The 22,131-nt window shown below is 70.7% G+C and carries 23 protein-coding genes and 2 pseudogenes; 8 read left to right on the forward strand and 17 right to left on the reverse strand.

Translation table 11 applies throughout. The annotated features are described in order from the left end of the window. Nucleotides 1-2: 2 nt before the first annotated feature. Both BJ976_RS07655 and BJ976_RS07660 read left to right on the forward strand, forming a co-directional pair. Nucleotides 3-659 (forward strand): TetR/AcrR family transcriptional regulator, encoded by a 657-nt coding sequence (locus tag BJ976_RS07655; protein ID WP_135028439.1) that lies wholly within the window; start codon nucleotides 3-5, stop codon nucleotides 657-659. Nucleotides 660-719: 60 nt separating this feature from the next. Continuing rightward, the gene (locus BJ976_RS07660; protein ID WP_135028441.1) at nucleotides 720-1,190 is read left to right on the forward strand and encodes a GNAT family N-acetyltransferase; all 471 of its coding nucleotides are present in this window, start codon (nucleotides 720-722) and stop codon (nucleotides 1,188-1,190) included. A gap of 79 nt (nucleotides 1,191-1,269) precedes the next feature. Here BJ976_RS07660 and BJ976_RS07665 read toward each other — a convergent pair whose 3' ends face one another. The 9 genes from BJ976_RS07665 to rpsB all read right to left on the reverse strand — a co-directional run bounded on the left by BJ976_RS07665 (nucleotide 1,270) and on the right by rpsB (nucleotide 9,912). After that, the gene (locus BJ976_RS07665) at nucleotides 1,270-2,685 is read right to left on the reverse strand and encodes a dihydrolipoamide acetyltransferase family protein (RefSeq protein WP_135028443.1); all 1,416 of its coding nucleotides are present in this window, start codon (nucleotides 2,683-2,685) and stop codon (nucleotides 1,270-1,272) included. Then, the gene (locus tag BJ976_RS07670) at nucleotides 2,685-3,740 is read right to left on the reverse strand and encodes an alpha-ketoacid dehydrogenase subunit beta (RefSeq protein ID WP_167736896.1); all 1,056 of its coding nucleotides are present in this window, start codon (nucleotides 3,738-3,740) and stop codon (nucleotides 2,685-2,687) included. Before BJ976_RS07670 ends, BJ976_RS07665 begins: the two co-directional genes overlap by 1 nt. Before the next feature lie 8 nt (nucleotides 3,741-3,748). Then, on the reverse strand, nucleotides 3,749-4,876 hold the full coding sequence (gene pdhA / locus BJ976_RS07675) for a pyruvate dehydrogenase (acetyl-transferring) E1 component subunit alpha (RefSeq protein WP_135028447.1): 1,128 nt from the start codon (nucleotides 4,874-4,876) through the stop codon (nucleotides 3,749-3,751). A gap of 159 nt (nucleotides 4,877-5,035) precedes the next feature. Further along, complete coding sequence (locus BJ976_RS07680) at nucleotides 5,036-5,590, reverse strand: DivIVA domain-containing protein (protein WP_135028449.1); 555 nt, start codon at nucleotides 5,588-5,590, stop codon at nucleotides 5,036-5,038. 50 nt (nucleotides 5,591-5,640) lie between these two features. Further along, nucleotides 5,641-6,474 (reverse strand): phosphatidate cytidylyltransferase, encoded by an 834-nt coding sequence (locus tag BJ976_RS07685; protein WP_135028451.1) that lies wholly within the window; start codon nucleotides 6,472-6,474, stop codon nucleotides 5,641-5,643. A gap of 28 nt (nucleotides 6,475-6,502) precedes the next feature. Then, a complete protein-coding gene (gene frr / locus BJ976_RS07690) occupies nucleotides 6,503-7,060 on the reverse strand; it encodes a ribosome recycling factor (protein ID WP_135028454.1) in 558 nt (185 codons plus the stop codon). 85 nt (nucleotides 7,061-7,145) lie between these two features. Further along, a complete protein-coding gene (gene pyrH, locus BJ976_RS07695) occupies nucleotides 7,146-7,898 on the reverse strand; it encodes a UMP kinase (protein ID WP_135028456.1) in 753 nt (250 codons plus the stop codon). Nucleotides 7,899-8,077: 179 nt separating this feature from the next. Next, nucleotides 8,078-8,914 carry a translation elongation factor Ts gene (tsf, locus tag BJ976_RS07700; RefSeq protein WP_135028458.1) on the reverse strand — a complete coding sequence of 279 codons (837 nt, stop codon included), beginning with the start codon at nucleotides 8,912-8,914 and terminating at the stop codon, nucleotides 8,078-8,080. Nucleotides 8,915-8,994: 80 nt separating this feature from the next. Next, nucleotides 8,995-9,912: a 30S ribosomal protein S2 gene (gene rpsB / locus BJ976_RS07705; protein WP_135028460.1), complete on the reverse strand. Its 918-nt coding sequence runs from the start codon at nucleotides 9,910-9,912 to the stop codon at nucleotides 8,995-8,997. 609 nt (nucleotides 9,913-10,521) lie between these two features. On the opposite strand from rpsB, the gene BJ976_RS07710 reads away from it, so the two are divergent. Continuing rightward, the gene (locus BJ976_RS07710) at nucleotides 10,522-11,016 is read left to right on the forward strand and encodes a M23 family metallopeptidase (protein ID WP_239286755.1); all 495 of its coding nucleotides are present in this window, start codon (nucleotides 10,522-10,524) and stop codon (nucleotides 11,014-11,016) included. Here BJ976_RS07710 and BJ976_RS07715 read toward each other — a convergent pair. After that, nucleotides 11,013-12,134, reverse strand: a complete 1,122-nt coding sequence (locus BJ976_RS07715; protein WP_135028562.1) for a glycosyltransferase — start codon at nucleotides 12,132-12,134, stop codon at nucleotides 11,013-11,015. The two genes, BJ976_RS07710 and BJ976_RS07715, sit on opposite strands and share 4 nt — an antisense overlap. Before the next feature lie 350 nt (nucleotides 12,135-12,484). Here BJ976_RS07715 and BJ976_RS07720 point away from each other — a divergent pair, with 350 nt between their 5' ends. After that, complete coding sequence (locus BJ976_RS07720) at nucleotides 12,485-13,354, forward strand: C40 family peptidase (protein ID WP_229667138.1); 870 nt, start codon at nucleotides 12,485-12,487, stop codon at nucleotides 13,352-13,354. A gap of 263 nt (nucleotides 13,355-13,617) precedes the next feature. On the opposite strand, the gene BJ976_RS07725 is transcribed toward BJ976_RS07720, so the two are convergent. After that, nucleotides 13,618-14,028 (reverse strand): hypothetical protein, encoded by a 411-nt coding sequence (locus BJ976_RS07725; protein WP_135028464.1) that lies wholly within the window; start codon nucleotides 14,026-14,028, stop codon nucleotides 13,618-13,620. A 535-nt stretch (nucleotides 14,029-14,563) separates the two neighbouring features. Here BJ976_RS07725 and BJ976_RS07730 point away from each other — a divergent pair. The 4 genes and pseudogenes from BJ976_RS07730 to BJ976_RS07745 all read left to right on the forward strand — a co-directional run bounded on the left by BJ976_RS07730 (nucleotide 14,564) and on the right by BJ976_RS07745 (nucleotide 18,157). Beyond that, complete coding sequence (locus BJ976_RS07730; protein ID WP_135028466.1) at nucleotides 14,564-15,019, forward strand: DUF488 domain-containing protein; 456 nt, start codon at nucleotides 14,564-14,566, stop codon at nucleotides 15,017-15,019. A gap of 104 nt (nucleotides 15,020-15,123) precedes the next feature. Beyond that, a complete protein-coding gene (locus BJ976_RS07735) occupies nucleotides 15,124-16,119 on the forward strand; it encodes an IS481 family transposase (RefSeq protein ID WP_184231838.1) in 996 nt (331 codons plus the stop codon). A gap of 106 nt (nucleotides 16,120-16,225) precedes the next feature. After that, nucleotides 16,226-17,200: pseudogene (locus tag BJ976_RS07740) on the forward strand (IS481 family transposase). A gap of 61 nt (nucleotides 17,201-17,261) precedes the next feature. Next, nucleotides 17,262-18,157: pseudogene (locus tag BJ976_RS07745) on the forward strand (IS5 family transposase). A 319-nt stretch (nucleotides 18,158-18,476) separates the two neighbouring features. Here BJ976_RS07745 and BJ976_RS07750 read toward each other — a convergent pair. From BJ976_RS07750 to BJ976_RS07775, 6 genes are all read right to left on the reverse strand, one after another. Beyond that, nucleotides 18,477-18,950, reverse strand: coding sequence for a hypothetical protein (locus tag BJ976_RS07750; RefSeq protein ID WP_135029197.1), 474 nt, complete (start codon nucleotides 18,948-18,950; stop codon nucleotides 18,477-18,479). Beyond that, nucleotides 18,916-19,263, reverse strand: coding sequence for a hypothetical protein (locus BJ976_RS07755; RefSeq protein ID WP_135029195.1), 348 nt, complete (start codon nucleotides 19,261-19,263; stop codon nucleotides 18,916-18,918). The genes BJ976_RS07750 and BJ976_RS07755 overlap by 35 nt, the downstream gene beginning before the upstream one ends. 86 nt (nucleotides 19,264-19,349) lie before the next feature. After that, nucleotides 19,350-19,550 (reverse strand): DUF8758 domain-containing protein, encoded by a 201-nt coding sequence (locus BJ976_RS07760; protein ID WP_135029193.1) that lies wholly within the window; start codon nucleotides 19,548-19,550, stop codon nucleotides 19,350-19,352. After that, the gene (locus tag BJ976_RS07765) at nucleotides 19,547-21,004 is read right to left on the reverse strand and encodes an HIRAN domain-containing protein (protein ID WP_135029191.1); all 1,458 of its coding nucleotides are present in this window, start codon (nucleotides 21,002-21,004) and stop codon (nucleotides 19,547-19,549) included. Before BJ976_RS07765 ends, BJ976_RS07760 begins: the two co-directional genes overlap by 4 nt. Before the next feature lie 183 nt (nucleotides 21,005-21,187). After that, nucleotides 21,188-21,340, reverse strand: a complete 153-nt coding sequence (locus tag BJ976_RS07770) for a hypothetical protein (protein WP_167736918.1) — start codon at nucleotides 21,338-21,340, stop codon at nucleotides 21,188-21,190. Between the two features lie 15 nt (nucleotides 21,341-21,355). Next, nucleotides 21,356-21,979 (reverse strand): phage minor head protein, encoded by a 624-nt coding sequence (locus BJ976_RS07775; RefSeq protein ID WP_135029189.1) that lies wholly within the window; start codon nucleotides 21,977-21,979, stop codon nucleotides 21,356-21,358. Nucleotides 21,980-22,131 lie beyond the last annotated feature (152 nt).

Raw genomic sequence — 22,131 nt, forward strand, 5'->3', positions numbered from 1 at the left:
CCATGTCCGAGGCCCCCGTCACCTCCGCCGCGCCCGGCCGCGCGCCCGCGCGCACGGCCCGGGAGCGTGCCAAGGCCCGCCGCCGGGCGGACCTCCTGGCGGCCGCCGCCCGGCTGTTCGCCGCCGGGGGGTACGACGCGGCCCGACTCGAGGACATCGGGGCCGCCGCCGGAGTGAGCGGTCCGGCCGTGTACCGCCACTTCGCCGGCAAGGCCGCCGTGCTCGTGGAGATCCTGGAGACCGCCAGCACGGGCCTGCTCGAGGGCGGGCACGACGCCGTCCGGGACCTCGCTCCCGGCGCCGAGTCCCTGCGCGCATTGATCGCGTTCCACACGGACTTCGCGGTGGACAACCGGGACGTCATCCGCGTGCAGGACCGGGACATGTCCTCCCTGCCCGACGCCGACCGCACCGCCATCGCGCGGGTGCAGCGCCGGTACATCGAGCTGTGGGCGGCCCAGCTGCGCCACATGCACCCGCACGAGGACCACGCCACCGCCGTGTTCCGCGTGCAGGCCGTGCTGGGACTGCTCAACTCCACCCCGCACTCGGTCCGCCGCGCCCCGTCGGACCGCAGCGCGCGCCGTCAGACCCTGGTCTCGATGGCCTGGGCGGCGGCCTCCGCCCCGCTGCGGCCGGCGGCCCCGGTGGTAGCCTGACCGACACATCCGGGCGCCCCCACGGGAGCGCGCCCGCCCACCGACGAGAGGTCCATCGACGTGCCCCTCCGCGACGTCCGCAGCGCGGACCTGGACGAGTTCTTCCTGCACCAGCAGGACGAGCGCGCCAACCTCATGTCCGCGTTCGCGCCCCGCAACCCCGCCGACCGCGGCGTGTTCGACTACCACTGGGCGCACCTGCTGGGCGACCCGGACACCACCGTGCAGACCATCGAGCACGAGGGCCGGGCCGCCGGCGCGCTCGTGTGCTCGCGTGTGGACGGGGTGGACGAGCTCTCCTTCTGGACCGCCCGCGAGTTCTGGGGCCGCGGCCTGACCACCGCCGCCGTGGACGAGTTCCTGGCCTCCCACACCCGCCGGCCGATCCGCGCCCACGTCCCCGAGGACAACGCCGGGTCCATCAAGGTCCTCACCCGCCGCGGCTTCGAGAAGGTCGGCGAGGAGAAGGTGTTCTCCAACGCCCGCGCGGCGGTCGTCGTCGAGCACGTCCTCGAGCTCGACGGGGACTGACCCCTCCCCCGCACGACGACGGCGGCCCCTCACCCGGTCGGGGTGAGGGGCCGCCGTCGTCCTGCGCCGCGGGCGCCGGTCAGACCAGGGCGAGCGTCATGCCCGGCCGGCGCAGCAGCGCCCCGACGTCCGCGAGGAAGCGGGAGCCCTGCTCGCCGTCGACGAGCCGGTGGTCGAAGGACAGGGACAGCGTCACCATGTCCCGCAGGGCGATCTCACCGCGGTGCTCCCACGGCTGACGACGCACGGCGCCGAGGCAGAGGATGGCCGCCTCCCCCGGGTTGATGATCGGGGTGCCCGTGTCCACGCCGAACACGCCCACGTTGGTCAGCGTGAACGTGCCACCGGTGAGCTCGCCCGGGGTCAGGGCGCCCTCGCGGGCCCGGCCGGTGAGCGCGGCGATCTCCTGCGCGAGGGCGCGCAGGTCCATGCCCTGGGCGTCCTTGACGTTGGGCACCATGAGCCCGCGCGGCGTGGCCGCGGCGAACCCGAGGTTCACGAAGTTCTGCCGGTGGATGCTGCCGGAGGCCTCGTCCCAGCGGGCGTTGACCTCCGGGGTGCGCTCCATCGCCAGCACGCACGCGCGGGCCGCCAGCGTCATGGGGGTCAGCTTCAGGTCCCGGAACGCCCGGTCCCGCTTCAGCTCGTCGATGAGCTCGAGGGACTCCGTGACGTCCACCGTGAGGAACTCGGTGACGTGCGGCGCCGTGAACGCCGACTGCACCATGGCCGCCGCGGTGGCCTTCCGGACGCCGCGGACCGGCTCCACCTCGACGCGCGGGCGCCCGCCGAGCGTGCGCCCGCCTGCGGCTCCCGCGGCCTCGCCGGCGCCGGGGGCGTCATCCGGAGAGGTCCCGGCGACCACGGCGGGCGACGCCGCGGCTCCGCCCTGCGCGGCGCGCTCGACGTCCTCGCGCAGGATGACCCCGTGGGCGCCGGAGCCGGTGACCGTCTCCAGGTCCACGCCGAGCCGGCGGGCCAGCAGGCGCACCGGCGGGGTGGAGCGCGGACGCTCGCCGACGGGACTGTCCGAGGTCGGCGCGGCGGTGGGCGTCTCGACGGACGCGGCCTCCGGGGCCGCGGGGGCCGGCTCGCCGGCGGTCGACTCCGGGGCGGACGGGGCGGTCTCGCCCGTGGCGGGGGCGACCCCACGGCCGGCGCGTCGGCGCCGGGCGGGGGCGCCGGAGTCCGGCGCGGCGCCGTAGCCCACGAGGGTGGGCACGCGACCGGCGGCCTCGTCCTCCCCCTCGGCGGCGGCGACCTCGAAGGTCACCAGGGGCGCGCCGACGTCGAGCGTGGTGCCCTCGTCCGCGTGCAGTTCGGCGACCGTGCCCTCGAACGGGCTGGACACCTCGACGACGGCCTTGGCCGTCTCCACCTCCGCGAGGATCTGGTTCACCGCGACGGCGTCGCCCGCGCTCACGCGCCAGGCCACCACCTCGGACTCGGTGAGGCCCTCGCCCAGGTCGGGCAGTCGGAAGACCTTCGTGGCCATCAGCGGGCCCCCTTCCCTGCGGCGTGCTCGGCGAGGAACTGCTCGGCGGTCTGCGGCGCCGCGAAGGCGTCCACGGAGTCCAGCGCGTTCGGCCGGCCCATCACGCGGTCGATGCCGTCCAGGACGCGGTCCAGGTCCGGCAGGTGGACGTGCTCGAGCTTGGCGGGCGGGTACGGGATGTCCAGGCCGGTCACCCGGACGGGCGGGGCCTCGAGCCAGTGGAAGGCCCGTTCGGCCACCGTGGCCACGACCTCGGCGCCGAGGCCGCCGGTGCGGGAGGCCTCGTGGGCCACCACCAGGCGGCCCGTGCGGCGCACGGAGGACTCGACCAGGCCGATGTCCAGCGGGGAGAGGCTGCGCAGGTCGATCAGCTCGACCTCCACGCCCTCCTCCGCCGCCACCTCGGCCGCCTGCAGCGCCGTGCGGACCATCGGCCCGTAGGCGACGAGCGTCACGTGCGCCCCGGGGCGCAGCACCGCCGCGGTGGCCAGCGGCCGCGGGGCCGCCTCCAGGTCGACCTCGCCCTTGTCGTGGTAGCGGCGCTTGGGCTCGAGGTAGATCACGGGGTCGTCCGAGGCGATGGCGGCGCGGATCATGTCGTGGCCCTCCTGCGGGGAGGACGGGGAGACCACGCGCAGGCCCGGGGTGTGGAGGAAGTAGGCCTCCGGCGACTCCGAGTGGTGCTCCGGCGAGCCGATGCCGCCGCCGAACGGGATGCGGATCGTGACCGGCATGGCCACCCGGCCCTGGGTGCGGGCCCGCAGCTTGGCGAGGTTCGCCACGATCTGGTCGAAGGCCGGGTAGACGAAGCCGTCGAACTGGATCTCCACGACGGGCCGGTAGCCGCGCATGGCCAGGCCCACGGCCGTGCCCACGATCCCGGACTCCGCGAGCGGGGTGTCCACCACGCGCTCAGGGCCGAACTCCTCCTGCAGCCCGTCCGTGATGCGGAAGACGCCGCCCAGGGCGCCGATGTCCTCGCCCATGAGCAGGACCTTGGGGTCATCCGTCAGGGCCCGGTGCAGGCCGCGGTTGATCGCGCGGCCGAACGTCATGCGCTCGCTCACGCCTGATCACCGCCCTCGAACTGGGCCAGGTGCAGGGCCAGCTCGCGCCGCTGGCGCTCGAGCTCCTGGTGCGGCTCGGCGTACACGTGCTCGAAGAGCGAGTCCGGCGCCGCCTCGGTCAGCCGGGCCAGGGCCGCCCGGACGTCCGCGGCCAGGGCGTCGGCCGCCGTCGCCGACTCCGCGCGCACCGCCTCGACGTCCGCGCCGAGGGACGACAGATGCGCCTCCAGGCGGTCGATCGGGTCGCGGCGCCGCCAGGCCTCGAGCTCCTCGGGCGCCTGGTAGCGGGTGGGGTCGTCCGCCGTGGTGTGCGGACCCATGCGGTAGGTGACCGTCTCGATGAAGGTCGGCCCGCCACCGGCGGCCGCGCGCTCGACGGCGCGCCGGGTGGCGGCGAGCACGGCCAGGACGTCGTTGCCGTCCACGCGCAGCGACGGGATGCCGAAGCCCCACGGGCGGTCCGCGATGTGCCGACGGCTCTGCAGCCGCACCGGCTCGGAGATGGCCCAGTGGTTGTTCTGACAGAGGAAGACCACGGGCGCCTGATAGGAGGCCGCGAAGATCATGGCCTCGTTGACGTCTCCCTGGCTCGTGGCGCCGTCGCCGAAGTAGACGATCGTGGCGGCGTCGGAGCGGTCACGGGTGACGCCCATGGCGTACCCCACGGCATGCAGCGCCTGCGCGCCGATGATGATCTGCTGGGTGGCCACGCCGGTGGTGGCCGGGTCCCAGCCGGAGAACGTGGAGCCGCGCCACACGCGCAGCAGGTCCAGCGCCTCCACGCCGCGCAGCAGGGCCACGCCGTTCTCCCGGTACGAGGGGAACACGAAGTCATCCCCGCGCAGGGCCACCGCCGAGCCGACCTGGGAGGCCTCCTGGCCCAGCAGCGGGGGCCACAGGGCCAGCTCGCCCTGGCGCTGCAGGTGAGTGGCCTCGGTGTCCAGGCGACGGATCACCGTCATGTCCCGGTGCAGACGGGCCAGCATGGCCTCGTCCACGTCGTCCAGCCACGGGTCCAGCTCCGGCTCGGGCCGGCGGACGCCCTCGGCGTCCAGCACCTGGAGCTGGTCCGGCGGGGAGGTCGGCGGCGAGGCGGCCTCGGCGCTCAGGTCGACGTCGGTCATGCGACGGTCCTTCCGGTGATCGCCCCCGGGTGCGGGGCGAGGCGGTCGCGCACCGACGGGTTGGTGCCGGGCGCACTGGATGTGATTCTAATCACAGCGGAGGGGAGGGTGTGAGCCTGTGCACCCGGCCCGCCCGCCCCGGGCGGGCCGGGCAGGGGGTCAGCCGCGGCGCAGCAGGACGTCGACGGCGGCGTCCAGGTAGGCGTCCACCTGCGCCTCGTCGTAGCCCTCGCGCCCGTCGGCCGAGCCGAACGACGCCCGGCGCACGTCGTCCGCGGTGAGGTCGCCGTCGCCGTCGAGGGCGGCCCGCAGGCGGTCCAGGAGGGCGTCCACCTGGTCCACGTCGTAGCTCTGCGCATCGTCCGAGGAGGGCCGGCGGAACCGCTCGGCCGGGGCGCGGTCGGCCCGTGCCACCAGTTCGGCGCTGTCCTGCGCGAGGGCGGAGGACCAGGCCTCGTCGTCCTGGGAGGACTCGCGCTCACGCGAGGTGAGGGCCTCCTCGAGGCGGTCCAGCTCGTCGTCGACCTGGTCCGCGGCGTAGCCGCCGTTGACGGTGGCGAACCGGGCCTGGCGGACGTCCTCGGCCGTGAGGGAGCCCTCGCCCCGCTCGGCGCGCCGGGCGCGGTCGAGGAAGGCGTCCACATGGCTGGGCTCGTAGCCGATCTCGTCCGACTCGACGTGGTCGAAGCCGGGGGCGTCGTGGGAGGTGGTCATGGGCGTCTCCTGAGCGGATCGGGCCCCGAGCGGGGCGCGGGGTGGTGGGGTCAGAGCAGGGGCAGCGCGAGGACCGTGTAGGCCACGGGCGCCGCGAAGACCAGGGAGTCCAGTCGGTCCATGATGCCGCCGTGCCCGGGCAGGGCGGAGGACATGTCCTTGATGCCGAGCTCGCGCTTGACCATGGACTCGGAGAAGTCGCCGGCGGTGGCGGCGGCCACCGTGGCGGCCCCGAGCAGCGCGCCCGACCACCAGGGCTGGCCGATCAGCAGGGGGACCAGCACGGTGCCGACGGCGACCGAGCCGACGAGGGAGCCCAGGGCCCCCTCCCAGGACTTCTTGGGGCTGATTCGCGGGGCGATCGGGGTGCGCCCCCAGCGGTAGCCCACGATGTAGCCGAAGGTGTCGTTGGAGACGACCATCAGCAGCAGGCAGGCGACCATCAGGTTCCCGCGCGGCTGGTCCAGCAGGGCCACCGCGAAGGACAGCAGGAAGGGCGCCCACAGGAGGACGAACACCCCGGCCAGCATGAACTGGCCGGTGGGGCGCCGGCGCGTGGCCGCCGTCCACGCGCACATGAGCAGGATGGCGGCCATGAGGGCCAGGAAGAGGGCCGGGATGCCCCCCGTCCATGCGGCCAGGGGCATGACGGCCGCGCCGATCCACAGGGGCGGGCGGGGCACGTCCATGCCGATCTGGCGGACGGCCAGGGCGATCTCGCCGACCCCGCCGATCAGCAGGGCCACCACCAGCAGCACCAGCAGCCAGGGCAGCCAGACGAGGCCGACGAGGGCCGTCACCAGCAGACCGACCCCCACGAGGACGGCCGACTTGAGGTCTCGGCCGCCCCGTGGGGGCGCGGTGGTCTGCACGGAGGACGTCATCGTCGAGCGTCTCGGGCGAAGCGGGCGCTCACACCTCGAGGAGCTCGGCCTCCTTCTTCTTGGCCATCTCCTCGATCGTGTCGGTGTGCTTCTTGGTCATGGCGTCGAGCTCCTTCTCGCCGCGCGTGCCCTCGTCCTCGCCGACCTCGCCGTCCTTGACGGCCTTGTCGATGGCCTCCTTGGCCTTGCGTCGGGCGTTGCGCACCGAGACCTTGTGCTCCTCGGCCTTGTTCTTCACCAGCTTCACATACTCCTTGCGGCGCTCCTCGGTGAGCTCCGGCATGACCACGCGGATGACCTTGCCGTCGTTGGACGGGTTGGCGCCGACCTCGGACTCGGAGAGGGCCTTCTCGATGTTGCGCAGGGCGGACACGTCGAAGGGCGTGATGAGCAGGGTGCGGGCGTCCGTGGTGGTGAAGGACGCGAGCTGCTGCAGCGGGGTCATGGCGCCGTAGTAGTCCACCATCACCTTCGAGTACAGGCCCGGGTTCGCGCGACCGGTCCGCACGGACGCGAAGTCCTCACGGGTGGCGTCGATGGTGCGGTCCATCTGCTCCTGGGCGGACTTCAGGGTGTCCTGGATCACGATCTCTCCTCGGTGGGGGTTCAGGTCTGCGCCCATCCTACGTGGCCGGGCGGGCGGGTCCGGGGGCGGCGGCGCCACCCGGGGGTCAGGGGGTGACGGACGTGCCGATCGGCTCGCCGAGCAGGGCGCGGGTGACGTTCCCGGGCCCCTCCATGCCGAAGACGCGCATGCTCAGGCCGTTGTCCTTGCACATGGTCATGGCGGTCAGGTCCATGACGCGCAGGCCGCGGCGCAGGGCGTCGTCGTAGGTCAGGTGGTCGAGGCGCTCCGCCGTGGGGTCCTTCTTGGGGTCGGCGGTGTAGACGCCGTCCACGCCCGACTTGGCCATGAGGACCTCGTCCGCGCCCACCTCGAGGGCCCGCTGGGCCGCCACGGTGTCGGTGGAGAAGTACGGCAGGCCGGTGCCGGCGCCGAACACCACCACGCGCCCCTTCTGCATGTGACGGATGGCGCGCAGCGGGATGTAGGACTCGGCCACCTGCTCCATGTGGATCGCGGACTGCACGCGGGTGGAGACCCCGGCCTGGATGAGGAAGTCCTGCAGGGCCAGGCAGTTCATCACGGTGCCGAGCATGCCCATGTAGTCCGCGCGGCGGCGGTCCATGCCGTTCTCGGAGAGCTCGGCGCCGCGGAAGAAGTTGCCGCCGCCCACCACGATCGCGATCTCCACCTGGTCGGCGGCCGCCGCGATCTGCTCGGCGATGCCGCTGACCGTGTGCGGGTCGACGCCCACGGCGCCGCCGCCGAAGACCTCGCCGGAGAGCTTGAGCAGGACCCGCCGGCGGCCGGTGTCCTCGGAGTCGACGGACGGGGTCGCAGGGTGCGGGGTGACGCTCATGGGTGCTCGTGCTCCTCGGGCTCGCGGACGGCGCGCACCGGGAGGCCGGCGCCGCTGGGGTCGCCGTCGATCCTACCGGCCCCTCCCCCGGCCCACGACGACGCCCCGCCCCCTCCGCACGGGAGGGGACGGGGCATCGGGGTGCGGCCTCGGGGCGGGACCCCGCGGCCGCGGTGGGATCAGTTGCCCACGCGGAAGCGCGCGAAGCCGGTGACCTTGGTGCCGGCGTCGGAGGCGACCTTGCCCACGGTGGTCTTCGGGTCCTTCGCGAACGGCTGGTCCTCGAGGACGATCTCCTTGAAGAAGCCGGTCAGGCGGCCCTCAACGATCTTCGGCAGGGCCTGCTCCGGCTTGCCCTCGGCGCGCGCGGTCTCGTCGGCGATGCGACGCTCGTTCTCCACGGTCTCGGCCGGGACGTCCTCACGGGAGAGGTAGGTCGGCGAGTACGCGGCGGTGTGCACGGCGATGTCGTGCGCGGCGGTCTTGGCCTCGGCGGAGTCGGCGTCGACGGCGAGCAGCACGCCCACCTGGGCCGGCAGGTCCTTGGAGGTCTTGTGCAGGTAGGCGTCCACGGTGGCGCCCTCGACACGGGCCACGCGGCGCACGACCACCTTCTCGCCCAGCAGCGCGCCCTCCTCGGTCACGTGGTCGCCCAGGGTGCGGCCCTCATGCTCGGAGGCCAGCAGGGCGTCGACGTCGGCGGCGCCGGAGGCCACGGCGGCCTTCAGCACCACGTCGCCCAGGGTGATGAACTTCTCGGCCTTGGCCACGAAGTCGGTCTCGCAGTTCAGCTCGACCATCACGCCGACGCCGTTCTCCACGGTCGCGGCGATCAGGCCCTCGGCGGCGGAGCGGCCCTCGCGCTTGGTGGCGCCCTTGAGGCCCTTCACGCGGATGATCTCGATCGCCTTCTCGGCGTCGCCGTTGGCCTCGTCGAGGGCCTTCTTGACGTCCATCATGCCGGCGCCGGTGCGCTCGCGCAGGGCCTTGATGTCAGCAGCGGTGTAGTTCGCCATGCTCGTTCGGTCCTTCCCGATGTCTGGGGTCTAGCGGGGTCTGGGCGGGAGGGGCGGGGCGTGCCGCCCCTCCCGGGGGCTCACTCGGAGGCGGGGGCGGCCTCGTCGGCGGAGACCTCGGCCTGCTCGGCGACCGGGGCCTCGGCGGGCTCGGCGGCCATGGGGGCGGCCGTGGGCGACGCGGCCTCCTGGGCCGGGGTCACCTCCGGCTGCTCGGCCTTCTGGCCCTGCTCGGCCTCGTGCTGCTGCAGGAGCTCGCGCTCCCACTCGGCCATCGGCTCGGCGGCGGCGTCGCCGGACTTGCCGCCCTGGCGGGCGATGAGGCCCTCGGCCACGGCGTCGGCCACGATGCGGGTGAGGACGGCGACGGAGCGGATCGCGTCGTCGTTGCCCGGGATCGGGTAGGTGACCTCGTCCGGGTCGCAGTTGGTGTCGAGGATGGCCACCACGGGGATGCCCAGCTTCTGCGCCTCGTCGACGGCGAGGTGCTCCTTCTTGGTGTCCACGATCCACACGGCGGAGGGGGTCTTGGACATGTCGCGGATGCCGCCCAGGTTGCCCTGGAGCTTCTGCAGCTCGCGGTTCAGGAGCAGGAGCTCCTTCTTGGTGTGGTTCGAGCCCGCCACGTCCTCGAAGTCGATCGCCTCGAGCTCCTTCATGCGCTGCACGCGCTTGGAGACGGTCTGGAAGTTGGTGAGCATGCCGCCCAGCCAGCGGTGGTTCACGTAGGGCATGCCGACGCGGGAGGCCTGCTCGGCGATGGCCTCCTGGGCCTGCTTCTTGGTGCCGACGAACAGGATGGTGCCGCCGTGGGCGACCGTCTGCTTGACGAACTCGTAGGCGCGGTCGATGTGGGTCAGCGACTGCTGCAGGTCGATGATGTAGATGCCGTTGCGCTCGGTAAGGATGAAGCGCTTCATCTTCGGGTTCCAACGGCGGGTCTGGTGGCCGAAGTGGACACCGGAGTCGAGCAGATTGCGCATGGTCACGACGGACATGGCGTTCCCTTCTGTGGCAGCCGTGGGACCCCGCGCGGTGCGCGCGGGCGGTCTGCCGGTCGTTGCGTTTCACGGTTGGCGGCCGCCTCCATGGCGGCCCCTGGCATCACGACGGCGGCTGCCGGGCCCCACGATCACCCCGGCCGACCTTGCGGGCGGACGGGGACCGGACGTGGGGGCTGGACCCGCTCGGGCGGGACCATCGTGGTGCGCGGAGTCGGCGTCATGGCACGGCAGGGCGCCGGTGGCACGACACCGCTCCCGCGATCATACCCCACCGGCCCCCGCCTGCCCCGCCTCCCGGCCGGGTGGGGAGGCCGGGACCGCCGCCGCTCCTGCACAGGCTGCGCGGGGCCCTCGGCCCTCCACCGGCCCGTGCGGTCGGATGGCGGGTGAGGACCGCCGGACCCCACCGTGGAGGCCATGCCCCACCGTCTCGCGCACCGCCCGCACCCCCCGCACCCGTCCGGCCCGTCGGCGCCCCGGGGGACGCGTCCCCGCGGCTCCCGATGGGGGCCGCCGCTCGCGCTCACCGTCGGCCTCGCCCTGGTGGCCGGTGCGACGGGAGGGCCTGCCGGCCCGCCCGCGGCGGGGCCGGCGGAGGAGACCGTGCCGCGCGTCGTCGTCGCCCGCGCAGGGGCCTCGGGACCCGCCGCACCCCTGCTCCCGCCCGTGCCGGGAGCGGGCCCCGAGGACGTCCTCCGGGGCTTCGCCGCCCCCGCGAGGCCCTGGGGTCGGGGACACCGCGGCGTGGACGTGGCCGCCCCGGGCGGGCGGGTGACGGCGCCGGCGCCCGGCACGGTGCGGTTCGTCGGCACCGTGGTGGGACGGGGCGTGGTGACGCTCGAGCATCCGGACGGGACCCTGAGCTCGTTCGAGCCGGTCGACTCGTCCCTCGTGGTCGGCCAGGCCGTGGCCGCGGGGCAGGAGATCGGCACCGCCTCCGCCGCCGTCCACTGCCCCGTGCGGTGCGTGCACTGGGGACTGCGCCGGGAGGATGCGTGGCGGGTGGGTGCGGCGCGCTACGACCGCTACCTCGACCCGCTGATCGCCCTCGGATGGTCCGGCCCCTCGGTGCTGTGGCCACAAGATCCCCCGGCCTAGGCGCTCCGGCGCCGGGCCACCTGCTCCGCGAGGTCCAGCAGCGCGGCGGCCGAGGCGTCCCACGTGAACCGCGCGGCCTGGGCCACGGAGGCCCGCGAGGCCGCGGAGAAGACGTCCGGGTCCTCCAGCTCCCGGACGTGCCGTGCGAGGGCGGCGCCGCGGTCGCCCTGCAGGGGGACGCCACGCCATGCGGCGGTGCCGGCGCCGGCCACCTCGCAGAACACGGGCAGCTCGGAGCACACGACCGGGGTGCCGTGCGCCTGGGCCTCCGCCACGGGGAGGCCGAACCCCTCAGCCCGGGACAGGGTCACGGACGCGGTGGCGCGGCGCAGCAGCCGGACGTACTCCGCCTCCTCGACTCCGTCGTGGAAGACCACCTCCGCCCCGTGCGCGCCGCGCCGGCCACGGGCGGCGGTCAGGTGCGCCTCGAGGGCGCGACGCCGCTCGTCGTCGACCCGCGAGAGCAGGTGCAGCGTGTAGCCGGGCAGGAGAGGGGCGGCATCGAGCACGGACTCGACGTCCTTGTAGGGCATGAACGAGCCCATGTAGAGGATCTCCCGGGCCGGAGGCTGGAGCGGGTCGCGCGGTGCGGCCACCGGCTGCGGGGCGTTCGGCACCACCCGGACGGGGCGCCGAGTCAGGCGGTGCCGGGCGATCAGGTCCGCTGTGGTCTGCGAGACGGTGGCGACGGCGTCGGCGCGGTCCAGGAGCAGCCGCTGCGGCGTGTACGCCAGGTGGTACGCCCGCCACAGCCAGCGCAGCGGCTCGGGGAGGTCCCCGGGCGGGGTGGGGTGCTCGTGGTAGATGAGGTCGTGCAGCGTGAGGATGAGTCCGTGGCATCGGCCCCACGAGCCCATGGTCTGCAGGGGCGAGAACACCACGTCCGGGTCGATCCGGCGGATCTGCCGCGCCACCCACGGCTCGCGGGCGGAGGTCGGCGAGGAGATCCGGTGCCAGGGGACGCCGGCCGGCAGCAGCCGCAGCTGGCGCTCGTCCGAGATCAGCATCTCCACGCGCACGCGGCCCGGGTCCGCGGTGCGGTGGACGGCCTCGACCAGGCTGGCGCCGTAGCGGGAGATGCCGTCGTGGACGTCCACGCGGGTGTAGCGGGCGTCCATGAGCAGCAGCAGGGGGCGGGTCACACCCCCACGCTAACGGCCGCGCACGCCGCCGACGGAGCGAATCCTCCGCAGCGGCGGCCCGGTCCGGCGCATGCCGGAGGGGGCGCGGTTCTGCGCTTCGACATGCGATTTCCTCCGAACGGCGACCGTTCACATTGCGTTTCGGTAACGATCCGGTACGGTAGGTCACGGTTCGGTCACGTGACCGAGACCACTCTTCCCTTCGCCGGACGTCTCCGTCGCCCGGTCAGCCCCGATCACCTCTCGTCCCGGTGGGCCGGCATTCCGTCCCCGTGACCGCTCCCCGAGCGCCGCGTCCGCCCCCCCCCTCACCTCATGGAGCCACCTTGACCGAGCACGCCCTCGCCCCCGCCCGTCGCGTCCGCACCTCCTCGGCCACCCTGGCCTTCGCCTTGGGCGCGAGCGCCCTCGCCACCGCCGGCGCCGCCACCGCCGTGGTCGCCCCCGCCGCCCAGGCCGCGGAGACCACCTACACGGTCCAGGCCGGTGACGGCTGGTGGATCATCAGCCAGCGCACGGGCGTGTCCACGTCCCAGCTGAGGCTCCTCAACGGCATGACGTCCAGCGACCTGCTCCACCCGGGCATGGTCCTGAAGACCTCGGGCGCCGTCTCCTCGACCACGACGTCGGGCACGTACACGGTGCAGCCGGGTGACGGCTGGTGGATCATCAGCCAGCGCACCGGCACCTCGATGTCCACGCTGCAGCAGCGCAATGGCATGACGTCCTCCACCATGCTGCACCCCGGCATGGTCCTGAAGACCACCGGCACCACCACGGCCCCCGCTCCGGCCCCGGACCCGGTCATCCGCCAGTCCTCCGGCAAGCAGGCCGCGATCGACTTCGCGCTCGCCAAGGTCGCCGATCCGAACACCTACTACCTCTGGGGCGGCAACGGCCCGTACGGGTACGACTGCTCCGGGCTGACCAAGGCCGCCTTCGCGCAGGCGGGCATCACGATCCCGCGCACCTCGCACGACCAGTACATGGGCGCCCGCTCCTACCACTCGCTGTCCGACGCGCAGCCCGGTGACCTCGTGTTCTGGTCCAACCAGTCCACCGGCCGCATGTACCACGTGGCCATCTACCTCGGGAACGGCAAGATCGCCCACGCCCTGAACCCCACCGACGACCTCGTGGTCACGAGCATCGACATCATGACCTCCAACCGCATGGCGGTCGTCGGCCGCTACTGAGCCGCCCACCGCGACGATGTCGGCCCCCGCCCTGGACTGTCAGGGCGGGGGCCGACGTCGTGCCGGGGTAGGGCGTGCGGGGCTTGAACCCGCGACCCAGGGATTCAAGAGGCCTGGTGCGCGTCACCATCCGATGGTGTGCGTCAGCCGCACCAGCACGCCGATTCTGGGCCCTGCCCTGCCCTCTCCCCTGCCGTCATTTGCCGTCCCAACGCCTTGAAAGCGGTGGGTAAGCGGTGGGGATGTAGCGGGTCATGCAGTCGTCAGAGTTCCCACTCCCACTTGTTGCCGCTCATCGGCTCCTCGAGGAGCAGCACGCCCGACTCGGCGGGGACGTCCAGGAGGATGACCCCGCTGCTCTTCTCCCCCTCTCCGATGTCGGTCTTGAGCAGGTCCGCGATCGGGATGCAGCTGTAGGTGGCGAGCGTGGCGAGGTCACCGCTGAATGTCTCCCCGTCCTCGCCGATGAAGCGGAAGCGGCCACCGTTGAGGATCTCCCCGTCCACGTACTGATCGTCGGCGCCGGGGAACACCTCGAGCTCGGCCTCGAGAGCGACCAGCGAGCCGTTCTCGGGCGCGGTGGGGTCAGGCTCCGTGCAGGTGACCTCGGTAGAGATGTCGTTGATCGTGAACTCGATGAGGCTCTCACCGTCGGGGGTCGTCAGGCCTGCCATCTCTCCCGGCTGCTTCACGAGTGCACCTCGCGGGCTGATGGATCCCGTTGCGGCGCTAGCGGTGGTGGGCGACGCCGAGGCCGCGGAAGGCGCCGCCGGCTCTGCGGCTGGCGACATTGCCGCCCCCGGTGATGCCGTCACCGTCTGGGTAACCGTGACCGTGGGAGAAGATGTCCCACCGTCGGCGGCACAGCCGGTCAGGAGCGCGGCACCACTCCCGAAGAGGGTGAGTGCGAGGAGGGAGGGGGCTTCGAAGCGCGACATGAGCCCAGCCTAGGTGGTGCACCAACTGGGTGAGCAGTGTGCCGGTCTACGCCGTGCCCACGCTCCCCGGCTGGCCTCGCGCTCTTCCGGTAGCGGTGGAAGTCCGGGCCGGCTCACCTCGGGACGACGTGCGTTATCGCGCGCAGAGACCTCCACGGGTGGAACATGGGCGCACCGTAGCGGTGAGGTGCGACACGTTACGCGGCGCCCGCTTCGCAGATGTTGCCCCGCGTCCCGGGGCCGCCCAGGGGCGTGTGCGACGATGGAACGCATGCGTGAACAGATGTGGATCGTCGGCCACGGGTACGAGGGGCGCACGATCGCCCAGTACGTCGCCGACCTCTCCGCCTGGCGCGCGGACGTCGTCGTGGACGTCCGGCTCAACGCGATCTCCCGGAAGAAGGGCTTCTCCAAGACAGCTCTCCGGGCAGCGCTCACGGACGCCGGCATTCGCTACGAGCATCGCCCGGAGCTGGGCAACCCGAAGGACAACCGGGGCGGCTTCTGGGCCCCGGGCTCGGCCGACCACGCCCAGGCAGTGCATCGGTTCGGCGAGCTGCTCGGGGCGGACGCCGCACTGGAGGCTGTTCAGGAAGTGGCCGACATGGCCAGATCCGAACGCGTCGTGTTGCTGTGCTTCGAGGCCTCTGAGCGGTGCTGCCATCGGCAGGTGGTGCTCGAGCGGGTGAAGGCGGTCGGCGCCGCGCGTGAGCTCGTGACCGCCTAGGTGTGATGTCCAGGGACGTTGTTGCGTGAACAGCTGACAGGCGAAGGCCTCCTGTTGCGAGAGTGGAGTTGTCGAGAAACCGCTCACGCGAACAGAAGGCCTTCATGTCCCACGCTAACGCCGCCCTGACCCCTCGCGCCCGCCTACGCCTGGCCAAGCTCATCGTCGAGGAGCACTGGCCGGTCGCCACCGCGGCCAAGATGTTCATGGTCTCCCCACCCACCGCACGCAAATGGGCCACACGCTTCCGGGCCGAGGGACCTGCAGGGATGGCAGACCGGTCCAGCCGGCCGTCCACGATGCCGACCAGAACACCGCCGGCGGTGGTGAAACAGATCGTGGCCGCCCGATGGCGCCGACGCCTCGGGCCGGCACAGATCGCCGGAGAACTCAGGATGCCGGCCTCCACCGTCCATGCCGTGCTCGTGCGCTGCCGAATCAACCGCCTCGCCCGTCTGGACCGGGTCACCGGCGAGCCGATCCGCCGCTACGAGCACCCCCACCCCGGCTCGCTGATCCACGTCGACGTCACCAAGTTCGGGCGCATCCCCGACGGGGGCGGACACCGATTCGTCGGGCGCCGGCAGGGCCTGAAGCACCGCGCGGCGACCTCGGACCGCGAAGGAACCCGTGATGCCCGATACCAGCCCCGGCTCGGGGTGGGCTTTCTGCACACCGTGATCGATGATCACTCCCGCTTCGCCTATGTGGAGATGCACTCCGATGAACGCAGCCAGACGGCCATCGCGGTGTTGCGCCGCGCGGTCGCCCACTTCGCGCGCCTGGGCGTGGAGGTGGAGCGGGTGCTGACGGACAACGGCTCGGCCTACCGCTCGCATGCCTGGCGTGATGCCTGCACCGAGCTCGGGATCAAGCCCAAGCGGACTCGGCCCTACCGGCCGCAGACGAACGGGAAGATTGAGCGGTTCCATCGCACGCTCGCTGACGGGTGGGCCTACGCCCGGTTCTACAGCTCAGAGACGCAGCGCAGGGCCGCGTTGCCTGGATGGCTGCACTTCTACAATCATCATCGCGTCCACTCCGCGATCGGCGCCGCGCCTGTCACCAGGCTCAATAACCTCCCTGGACATCACACCTAGGTGTACCCGGTCAGGACGTTGGTGGCACGAGGGAGCTTGAACAAAGGAGAACCTCCGGGTGGGATGTGGCTTGTCTAAGGCCCACATCACAAACCCAGAGGTTCTCATGTCCCACGGTAGCGCCCGCCTAACCGTTCACGGTCGTCGACTCATCGTCCAACGCCACCAAGCCGGATGAACTCAAGCCCACATCGCCGCCGCGATGGGGGTCTCACGAAAATGCGTGAAGACCTGGATCGACCGGTACGCGTGCGAGGGCGATGCAGGCCTGGCCACGCGTTCCTCCCGCCCCCACACCAGCCCCACGAGAACTTCTACAGCCACGGAGCAGGCGGTGCTCACCGCTCGCGCCGAGCACCGGTACGGGCAGGACCGTCTTGCCCCGCTCACCGGGGTTCCAGCACGCACGATCGGCAGGATCCTGCATCGTCATCACGTGCCCCGCCTGGCCGCATGCGACCCGATCACCGGGGAGGTGATCCGTTCTTCGAAGACGACCACGCGCCGGTACGAACGAGACCGGCCCGGGGAGCTGGTCCACGTGGACGTGAAGAAGCTGGGCAAGATCCCCGAGGGCGGGGGCTGGAGAGCACGAGGACGCGCGGCGACCGAGGCTGAGAAAGGCCGGCGCCCCAAGATCGGATACGACTACGTGCACGCGATGGTCGATGACCATTCCCGCCTGGCCTACGCCGAGGTCCTGGCCGACGAGACCGGGCAGACGTGCGCGGGATTCCTGCAGCGGGCCGCGGCGTACTTCGCCTCTCGGGGGATCACGAGGATCGAGCGTGTCATCACGGACAACGCGTTCGCGTATCGCCATAGTGCAGCGTTCCGGGCCGCGGTGGCCGGGCTCAGGGCCAAGCAGAAGTTCATCCGCCCGCACTGCCCGTGGCAGAACGGCAAGATCGAGCGGTTCAACCGGACGCTGGCGATCGAGTGGGCCTACCGGCAGGTGTTCACCTCCAGTGCTCGCCGACAGGACGCGCTTGCCCCGTGGTTGGAGTACTACAACACTGAGCGGGGTCACGCCGCGCTCGGAGGACACCCGCCCATGAACCGGGTGCCACCAACCTCATGACCGGGTACACCTAGGGCGTGTCTGAGAATGAATCCAGGGGCCGGATGACACCCTGGAGGACGTGTCTCGTTTCCAGATGCTCTCCGATGCCCAGTGGGAGCTGATCGCCCCGATGCTCCCAGCCAGGACGGGCCGACAGGGGCGGCCGTTCGCCGATGCCCGCACGATGGTCGAGGCGATCATCTACCGGTACAGGTGCTTCGATCCCCTGGCGGGATCTGCCCGAGGTCTACGGGCCCTGGCAGACCGTGTGGACCTGGCATCGGCGCTTGGCCGAAAAAGGCACATGGGACACGGTGCTGGCCACGCTGACCGCCGCAGCTGACGCCGAAGGCCTGATCGATTGGTCGGTCTCGGTGGACTCCACGATCGCCCGCGCCCACCAGCACGCGACGAACATCACCCGCCACACAGGGGGATGGATCGAACTACAAGAATCCGCGTGAGGAGCCGGCCGATCACGGCATCGGGCGCTCCCGTGGCGGGCTGAGCACGAAGATCCATCAGCTCGTCGATGGGACCGGGCGGCCGCTGGTCAGCCTGATCACCCCCGGCCAGGCAGGGGACTCCCCGATGCTGCTTCCTCTTCTGGAGCAGCTGCGCGTGGCCCGGCCGGCAGGCCGGCCCCGGACCCGCCCCGAGGCGGTGCTGGGCGACAAGGCCTACTCCTCCCGGGCGATCCGCACCCACCTACGTGCCCGCGACATCAAGGCGGTCATCCCCGAACCGGCCGACCAGCAGGGCCACCGCAGACGCCGCGGCACCCGCGGCGGCCGACCCGTCGGCCTCGACGCGGACGCCTACCAGGGGCGCAATGTAATCGAGCGCCAGTACGCGCACCTGAAGCAGTGGCGGGGTCTGGCGACCCGGTACGACAAGTACGCGATCGTCTACCGGGCTGCCGTGATCCTGAACGCGGTGATCGCGTGGTCCAAACTATTGTCAGACACGCCCTAGTACTAGTTCCAGTACCGAGACTGATCCGGGTACCGGCCCCCCATCGGCAGCGTGTGCATCCTGTGACACCCCCGCCCCACACAGGCGCCCACCGGCGCCGCGAACGGCCCGCAGGCGGCCACGCAACCCCTCCATCCCCAGCCGGCCCCGACGGGCGGCGGGCCAGGGGGCGGGGCGGCAGCTCCCAGCTCCACACCCCCACGCGCCATAACTCACGCCACGCGTGATGCCATCCCTACGCCACACCCGCAGTCATATTCTTGATTTGCCACAGCATATCTTGGACAGATAAACAGAGATGCACATACCATTCATGCATTCACCTGAATAATGGGCACGCCTCACTTTTAAAAGTGCTTTCGTCAGAATTCTTCGGCACCGTAAAACACGCATTTGCCTTGTATGGTCGATCGTCAATCACGTCATTGTCATATTCGGCATGGATTCGAATACTTATACTATCTTCACCTACATCAACTACTTCCCAGGAGTAACCTGGATCAAATTCGAATGAGGCCCAATCGCCAATACTGAGCTTCTTTACCGAATGGTCGCCACTATCATCGTGAAGCTGGGCCACCAACCTGGGCATCAATTGACCCTCCGAATATGCTGCTACACGCTTGTCGTAATCAGTTTTGTGAAAATATTTGCAATATACAAATCCTAAGACCACGGCGCAGATTACTGCAACGCTATAAGCGACTGGCCTGTAAATAGGCTTTCTCTGCCCACCTAGACTAGTTTTCACGACCGGGTCAGAATGATTCTCCAGAGCCTGGAACCTTGGCACTATCTATCCTATCATTATTGACAATCTTCTGCGCTAATTTCTTCGACGTAACCCCCAAGGCTTTTCTCGTCATAAAGAACAGCGACTCGTCAGGAACCGCCAGGTCACCACCCCAGCTGATCTGCCCTTCCATTTCCCCTAGGATCTCATAAATCGATGCCACTTGAATGGGATCAAAGTTTCCCTTTACGCCATAAGGAAAGTAGTTCGGTGCGACATCAACGGCCGTTGCAGAAAGGCGGTTGGACCGCTCCCTAGAGAGGACCCTTCGATCTACCATATGCGCAACAGACGCACGTTCGTTAATATTCATCACCTCATAATGGAATCTACGTACAACACGCAGTAGAATTGCAGCCGTTTCGTCTCTTCGGAGAACTAGTTTGAGGCCGGTTCCATCTAGGTCGAATCGGGCCCCGTGTCCTCGCGCAAGCGGATCCCGGCGACGCAGACTGTGTCCCCGTACTTCTGGGACGGCTGCGGGGTCGCCTTCACCGTGATCAGCACGCGGGCCGCCTTGGGCCGACGGTCGGTCTCCTTGGGGTAGAGGGCCCGGCCGTCTCCGACCATGAAGAAGAGGGCGCCGCCGAACTCGCTCACGCGCCCTCTCCGTCGCCCGGGTCCTGGTTCTCTTCGCCGACGCCGCCCCACTCCCGGTCCTGCTGGTCACGAGGTGTGAGCGGACCCGCAACGGATCCGCCGCGGTCAGCCTCGAGCGCGGAAGCTTTCCGAAGCTGGTCCGGGCCAGCAACGAACACGATGACGAGGGCCGCGATGGTCAACAGCGGTCCGATCCCTGGGATGCCGGCCAGCAGCAGGCCCAGAAGTGTGATGCTGACCAGTGCGATCCAGGCGGTACGCCGAGGGTGCTTGCCCGCGTTCGAGCGTTCACGATCGTCAACGAACACCTGCTTACCCTTGACCGTGTAGAAAACCGGTCGCCGCGGACCGGAGCCTTCGCCGAGGCGTACGACGGTGTCGCTAAGGCGGACGGGCAGCGGGTTGACCGGAGGCTGGGGTGCGGTGCGCTTCTTCGGCGCAGCCGGCACCGCCGACGTGGCTCCGGGCCGAGAGGCAGGGGCACCCTGAACGCGGTCGGATCCGCCGTCCGCACGGAGACCGGCCACGTCCGCATAGCCCGCTCGTGCGATCGCGGAACTCCCAGAGCGCGGTCCCGTCTGGCGAGTGGTGTTCTCCTTGCCCTTGGGCTTCCCCTGGTAGGTGTTCGGGACGTCGTAGGTGTGGGCCTCGGGCACAAGCCGCGGGAAAAGCGGCATGTCCCGCAACCATTGATCTGTGAGCTCAGTGGACTTGGCGCCCTTGATCGTCAGCTCTGCAGCGAGGCCGGATCCGGTGATGGTGCCCCACACGCCCACGACGCGCCCCATACCGTCGGCGTGGTCGATCACGGGCAGGTAGTGGGCTGACGTTGCCGTGGTGAGTTCGCCGGCTTTCTGCCCGTCGAGGCGAACTTCAACGGTTCGACGCACGTTGCCATTGCGGAGCGTCGTGTCCGCTGAGTGCAGGGTCAGCAGCACTGGCCCCTTGCCCGACTTGGGCACGAAGTTGAACAGGTGCTCGAAGTGCTGGTCTTCCTTCGTCACCTGGTAGGTCTGTCGCCCGTACGGCAGGACGCTGGTCGTGGCCGGGTAGCCATCGTTCAGCGGCGCCATCCAGTCGGGCTCGGGCAACCCGACCCAGGCGCTGATCTCCAGCTCGCCCCGATAGTCCACGTACGCGTAGAGACGAGCGCTCGAGCGCAGCACGGCTCCCGACGCGACGATCCGCTTGATCGGCAAGTGGTAATCCGCAGCTAGCTCACGGGAGAGGTACCCGATGACCTGTCCCTCCGCTCGGACCGAAACTGCACGTCGGTCATAGGGGTTGTCCGGCTCGGGCACGATCTCCACAGGCACGGTTGCCTCTGCCGGAGCACCGTCTGCCGGAAGGCGTGGCAGCGCCCGCAGGAGGGCCTCCTTGTATGCGAACTCACCCACGAGTTCGACGCCGTTATACCCGCCATGGGGCAACTCGTAGTGCGTCGTCTCCGGCATGGCGGTCTCCCTCGTCGTACTGGCTCTCCTCGCCCGCTACGTCCAACTCCCTCCCGGCCGCCAGGTTTAGGCCCGGGTGCGCGGTGAGGTTGGCACGGCAAGAACCGGGCATGGTCGCGAGCATAACGCCCACTAAGAACGAACGATGAGGACGACGCGGGGCGGGCCCTTGTCCCGCTGCCGCTACTCGCCTTTGAGCTGCTTCACCGTGGTGACGCGCCACGAGTCCCGCCAGGCCGGCGTCTCGTGCTTGGTGGTCATGTCCTCCCAGGCCGCGGCGCCGTCCTGGTAGAGCTTGAACCGGTCGGGCCCCATGATCCTCCGCTGGGATTCCACGGTGAGGCCGTCGAATCATGCGCGGGCGTCAGGGATCGTGCTGGGCGGCTCCACGCTGCCGGGGAATCCGAGCTCGACGGCGGTCTTGGTGAGCGGCAGGCGGGTGCAGCGGCCGTTCTGGTGATCGTTCGGCCCGTACTCGTCGACGGGGTACTCGGTCCCGTGCTTGACGAGGCACGACACGCAGGTGCGCTTGTCGAACGTGGTGTACCACACCCAGCCCTTGAGGATCCCCCGGTTGCTCTGTTCGGCGGCGTGCTGGGCCACCCGGTGGGCGTCGAGCTGTTCTGTCCTGGCGATGCGTTCACCGCGGACGGCGCCGCCCATGAACGCGCCCTCGAGCTGAGTCATGATGCGTCGGGCCGTCTGCCGCGGGGTCGCCCCGACAACGATCCCGTTGCGGAGCTGGGCGCGCATGACGGGGACCATGGTGTCCGGCAGGGGGAGGGTCAGGGCGTGGATCGTCTGGGTGGTGCGGGCGACGATCGCGTCCGCGGCGGTGAGGTCGAGCGCCACCCAGGACGGCAGGGTCGGGAGGTGCTGGAGCTGGGCCAGGGCGGCGGAGCGGGAGGCGTCCTCGGCCATGGTGACGATCTCGAGGATGGTGGCCGCGGTGGACTCGTTGGCGGTCTGGGCCATGTGATCCCCAGGCAACCACCAAGGCGTTAGACCGCCGCCGGAATAGGGTGCGGCATCCCAGCCTCCGCTATGCGTCGTTGGTGATGCTGTGGGGGGCGCTGCTCTGTGGACCCAGCGTCCGCCCCCACTCATTCCTGCTCCAGGTTGGCGCT

This window comes from Micrococcus flavus (assembly GCF_014204815.1).
GTDB classification, from domain to species: domain Bacteria; phylum Actinomycetota; class Actinomycetes; order Actinomycetales; family Micrococcaceae; genus Micrococcus; species Micrococcus flavus.

Excerpts from the sequence above, each read along its gene's own strand:
- BJ976_RS07655 (WP_135028439.1), top strand. The coding sequence starts at position 3 with ATGTCCGAGGCCCCCGTCACCTCCGCCGCGCCCGGCCGCGCGCCCGCG.
- BJ976_RS07665 (WP_135028443.1), bottom strand. The coding sequence starts at position 2,685 with ATGGCCACGAAGGTCTTCCGACTGCCCGACCTGGGCGAGGGCCTCACC.
- BJ976_RS07670 (WP_167736896.1), bottom strand. The coding sequence starts at position 3,740 with ATGACGTTCGGCCGCGCGATCAACCGCGGCCTGCACCGGGCCCTGACG.
- pdhA (WP_135028447.1), bottom strand. The coding sequence starts at position 4,876 with ATGACCGACGTCGACCTGAGCGCCGAGGCCGCCTCGCCGCCGACCTCC.
- BJ976_RS07680 (WP_135028449.1), bottom strand. The coding sequence starts at position 5,590 with ATGACCACCTCCCACGACGCCCCCGGCTTCGACCACGTCGAGTCGGAC.
- BJ976_RS07685 (WP_135028451.1), bottom strand. The coding sequence starts at position 6,474 with ATGACGTCCTCCGTGCAGACCACCGCGCCCCCACGGGGCGGCCGAGAC.
- pyrH (WP_135028456.1), bottom strand. The coding sequence starts at position 7,898 with ATGAGCGTCACCCCGCACCCTGCGACCCCGTCCGTCGACTCCGAGGAC.
- tsf (WP_135028458.1), bottom strand. The coding sequence starts at position 8,914 with ATGGCGAACTACACCGCTGCTGACATCAAGGCCCTGCGCGAGCGCACC.
- rpsB (WP_135028460.1), bottom strand. The coding sequence starts at position 9,912 with ATGTCCGTCGTGACCATGCGCAATCTGCTCGACTCCGGTGTCCACTTC.
- BJ976_RS07715 (WP_135028562.1), bottom strand. The coding sequence starts at position 12,134 with ATGGACGCCCGCTACACCCGCGTGGACGTCCACGACGGCATCTCCCGC.
- BJ976_RS07725 (WP_135028464.1), bottom strand. The coding sequence starts at position 14,028 with ATGGCAGGCCTGACGACCCCCGACGGTGAGAGCCTCATCGAGTTCACG.
- BJ976_RS07730 (WP_135028466.1), top strand. The coding sequence starts at position 14,564 with ATGCGTGAACAGATGTGGATCGTCGGCCACGGGTACGAGGGGCGCACG.
- BJ976_RS07735 (WP_184231838.1), top strand. The coding sequence starts at position 15,124 with ATGTCCCACGCTAACGCCGCCCTGACCCCTCGCGCCCGCCTACGCCTG.
- BJ976_RS07755 (WP_135029195.1), bottom strand. The coding sequence starts at position 19,263 with ATGAATATTAACGAACGTGCGTCTGTTGCGCATATGGTAGATCGAAGG.
- BJ976_RS07765 (WP_135029191.1), bottom strand. The coding sequence starts at position 21,004 with ATGCCGGAGACGACGCACTACGAGTTGCCCCATGGCGGGTATAACGGC.
- BJ976_RS07775 (WP_135029189.1), bottom strand. The coding sequence starts at position 21,979 with ATGGCCCAGACCGCCAACGAGTCCACCGCGGCCACCATCCTCGAGATC.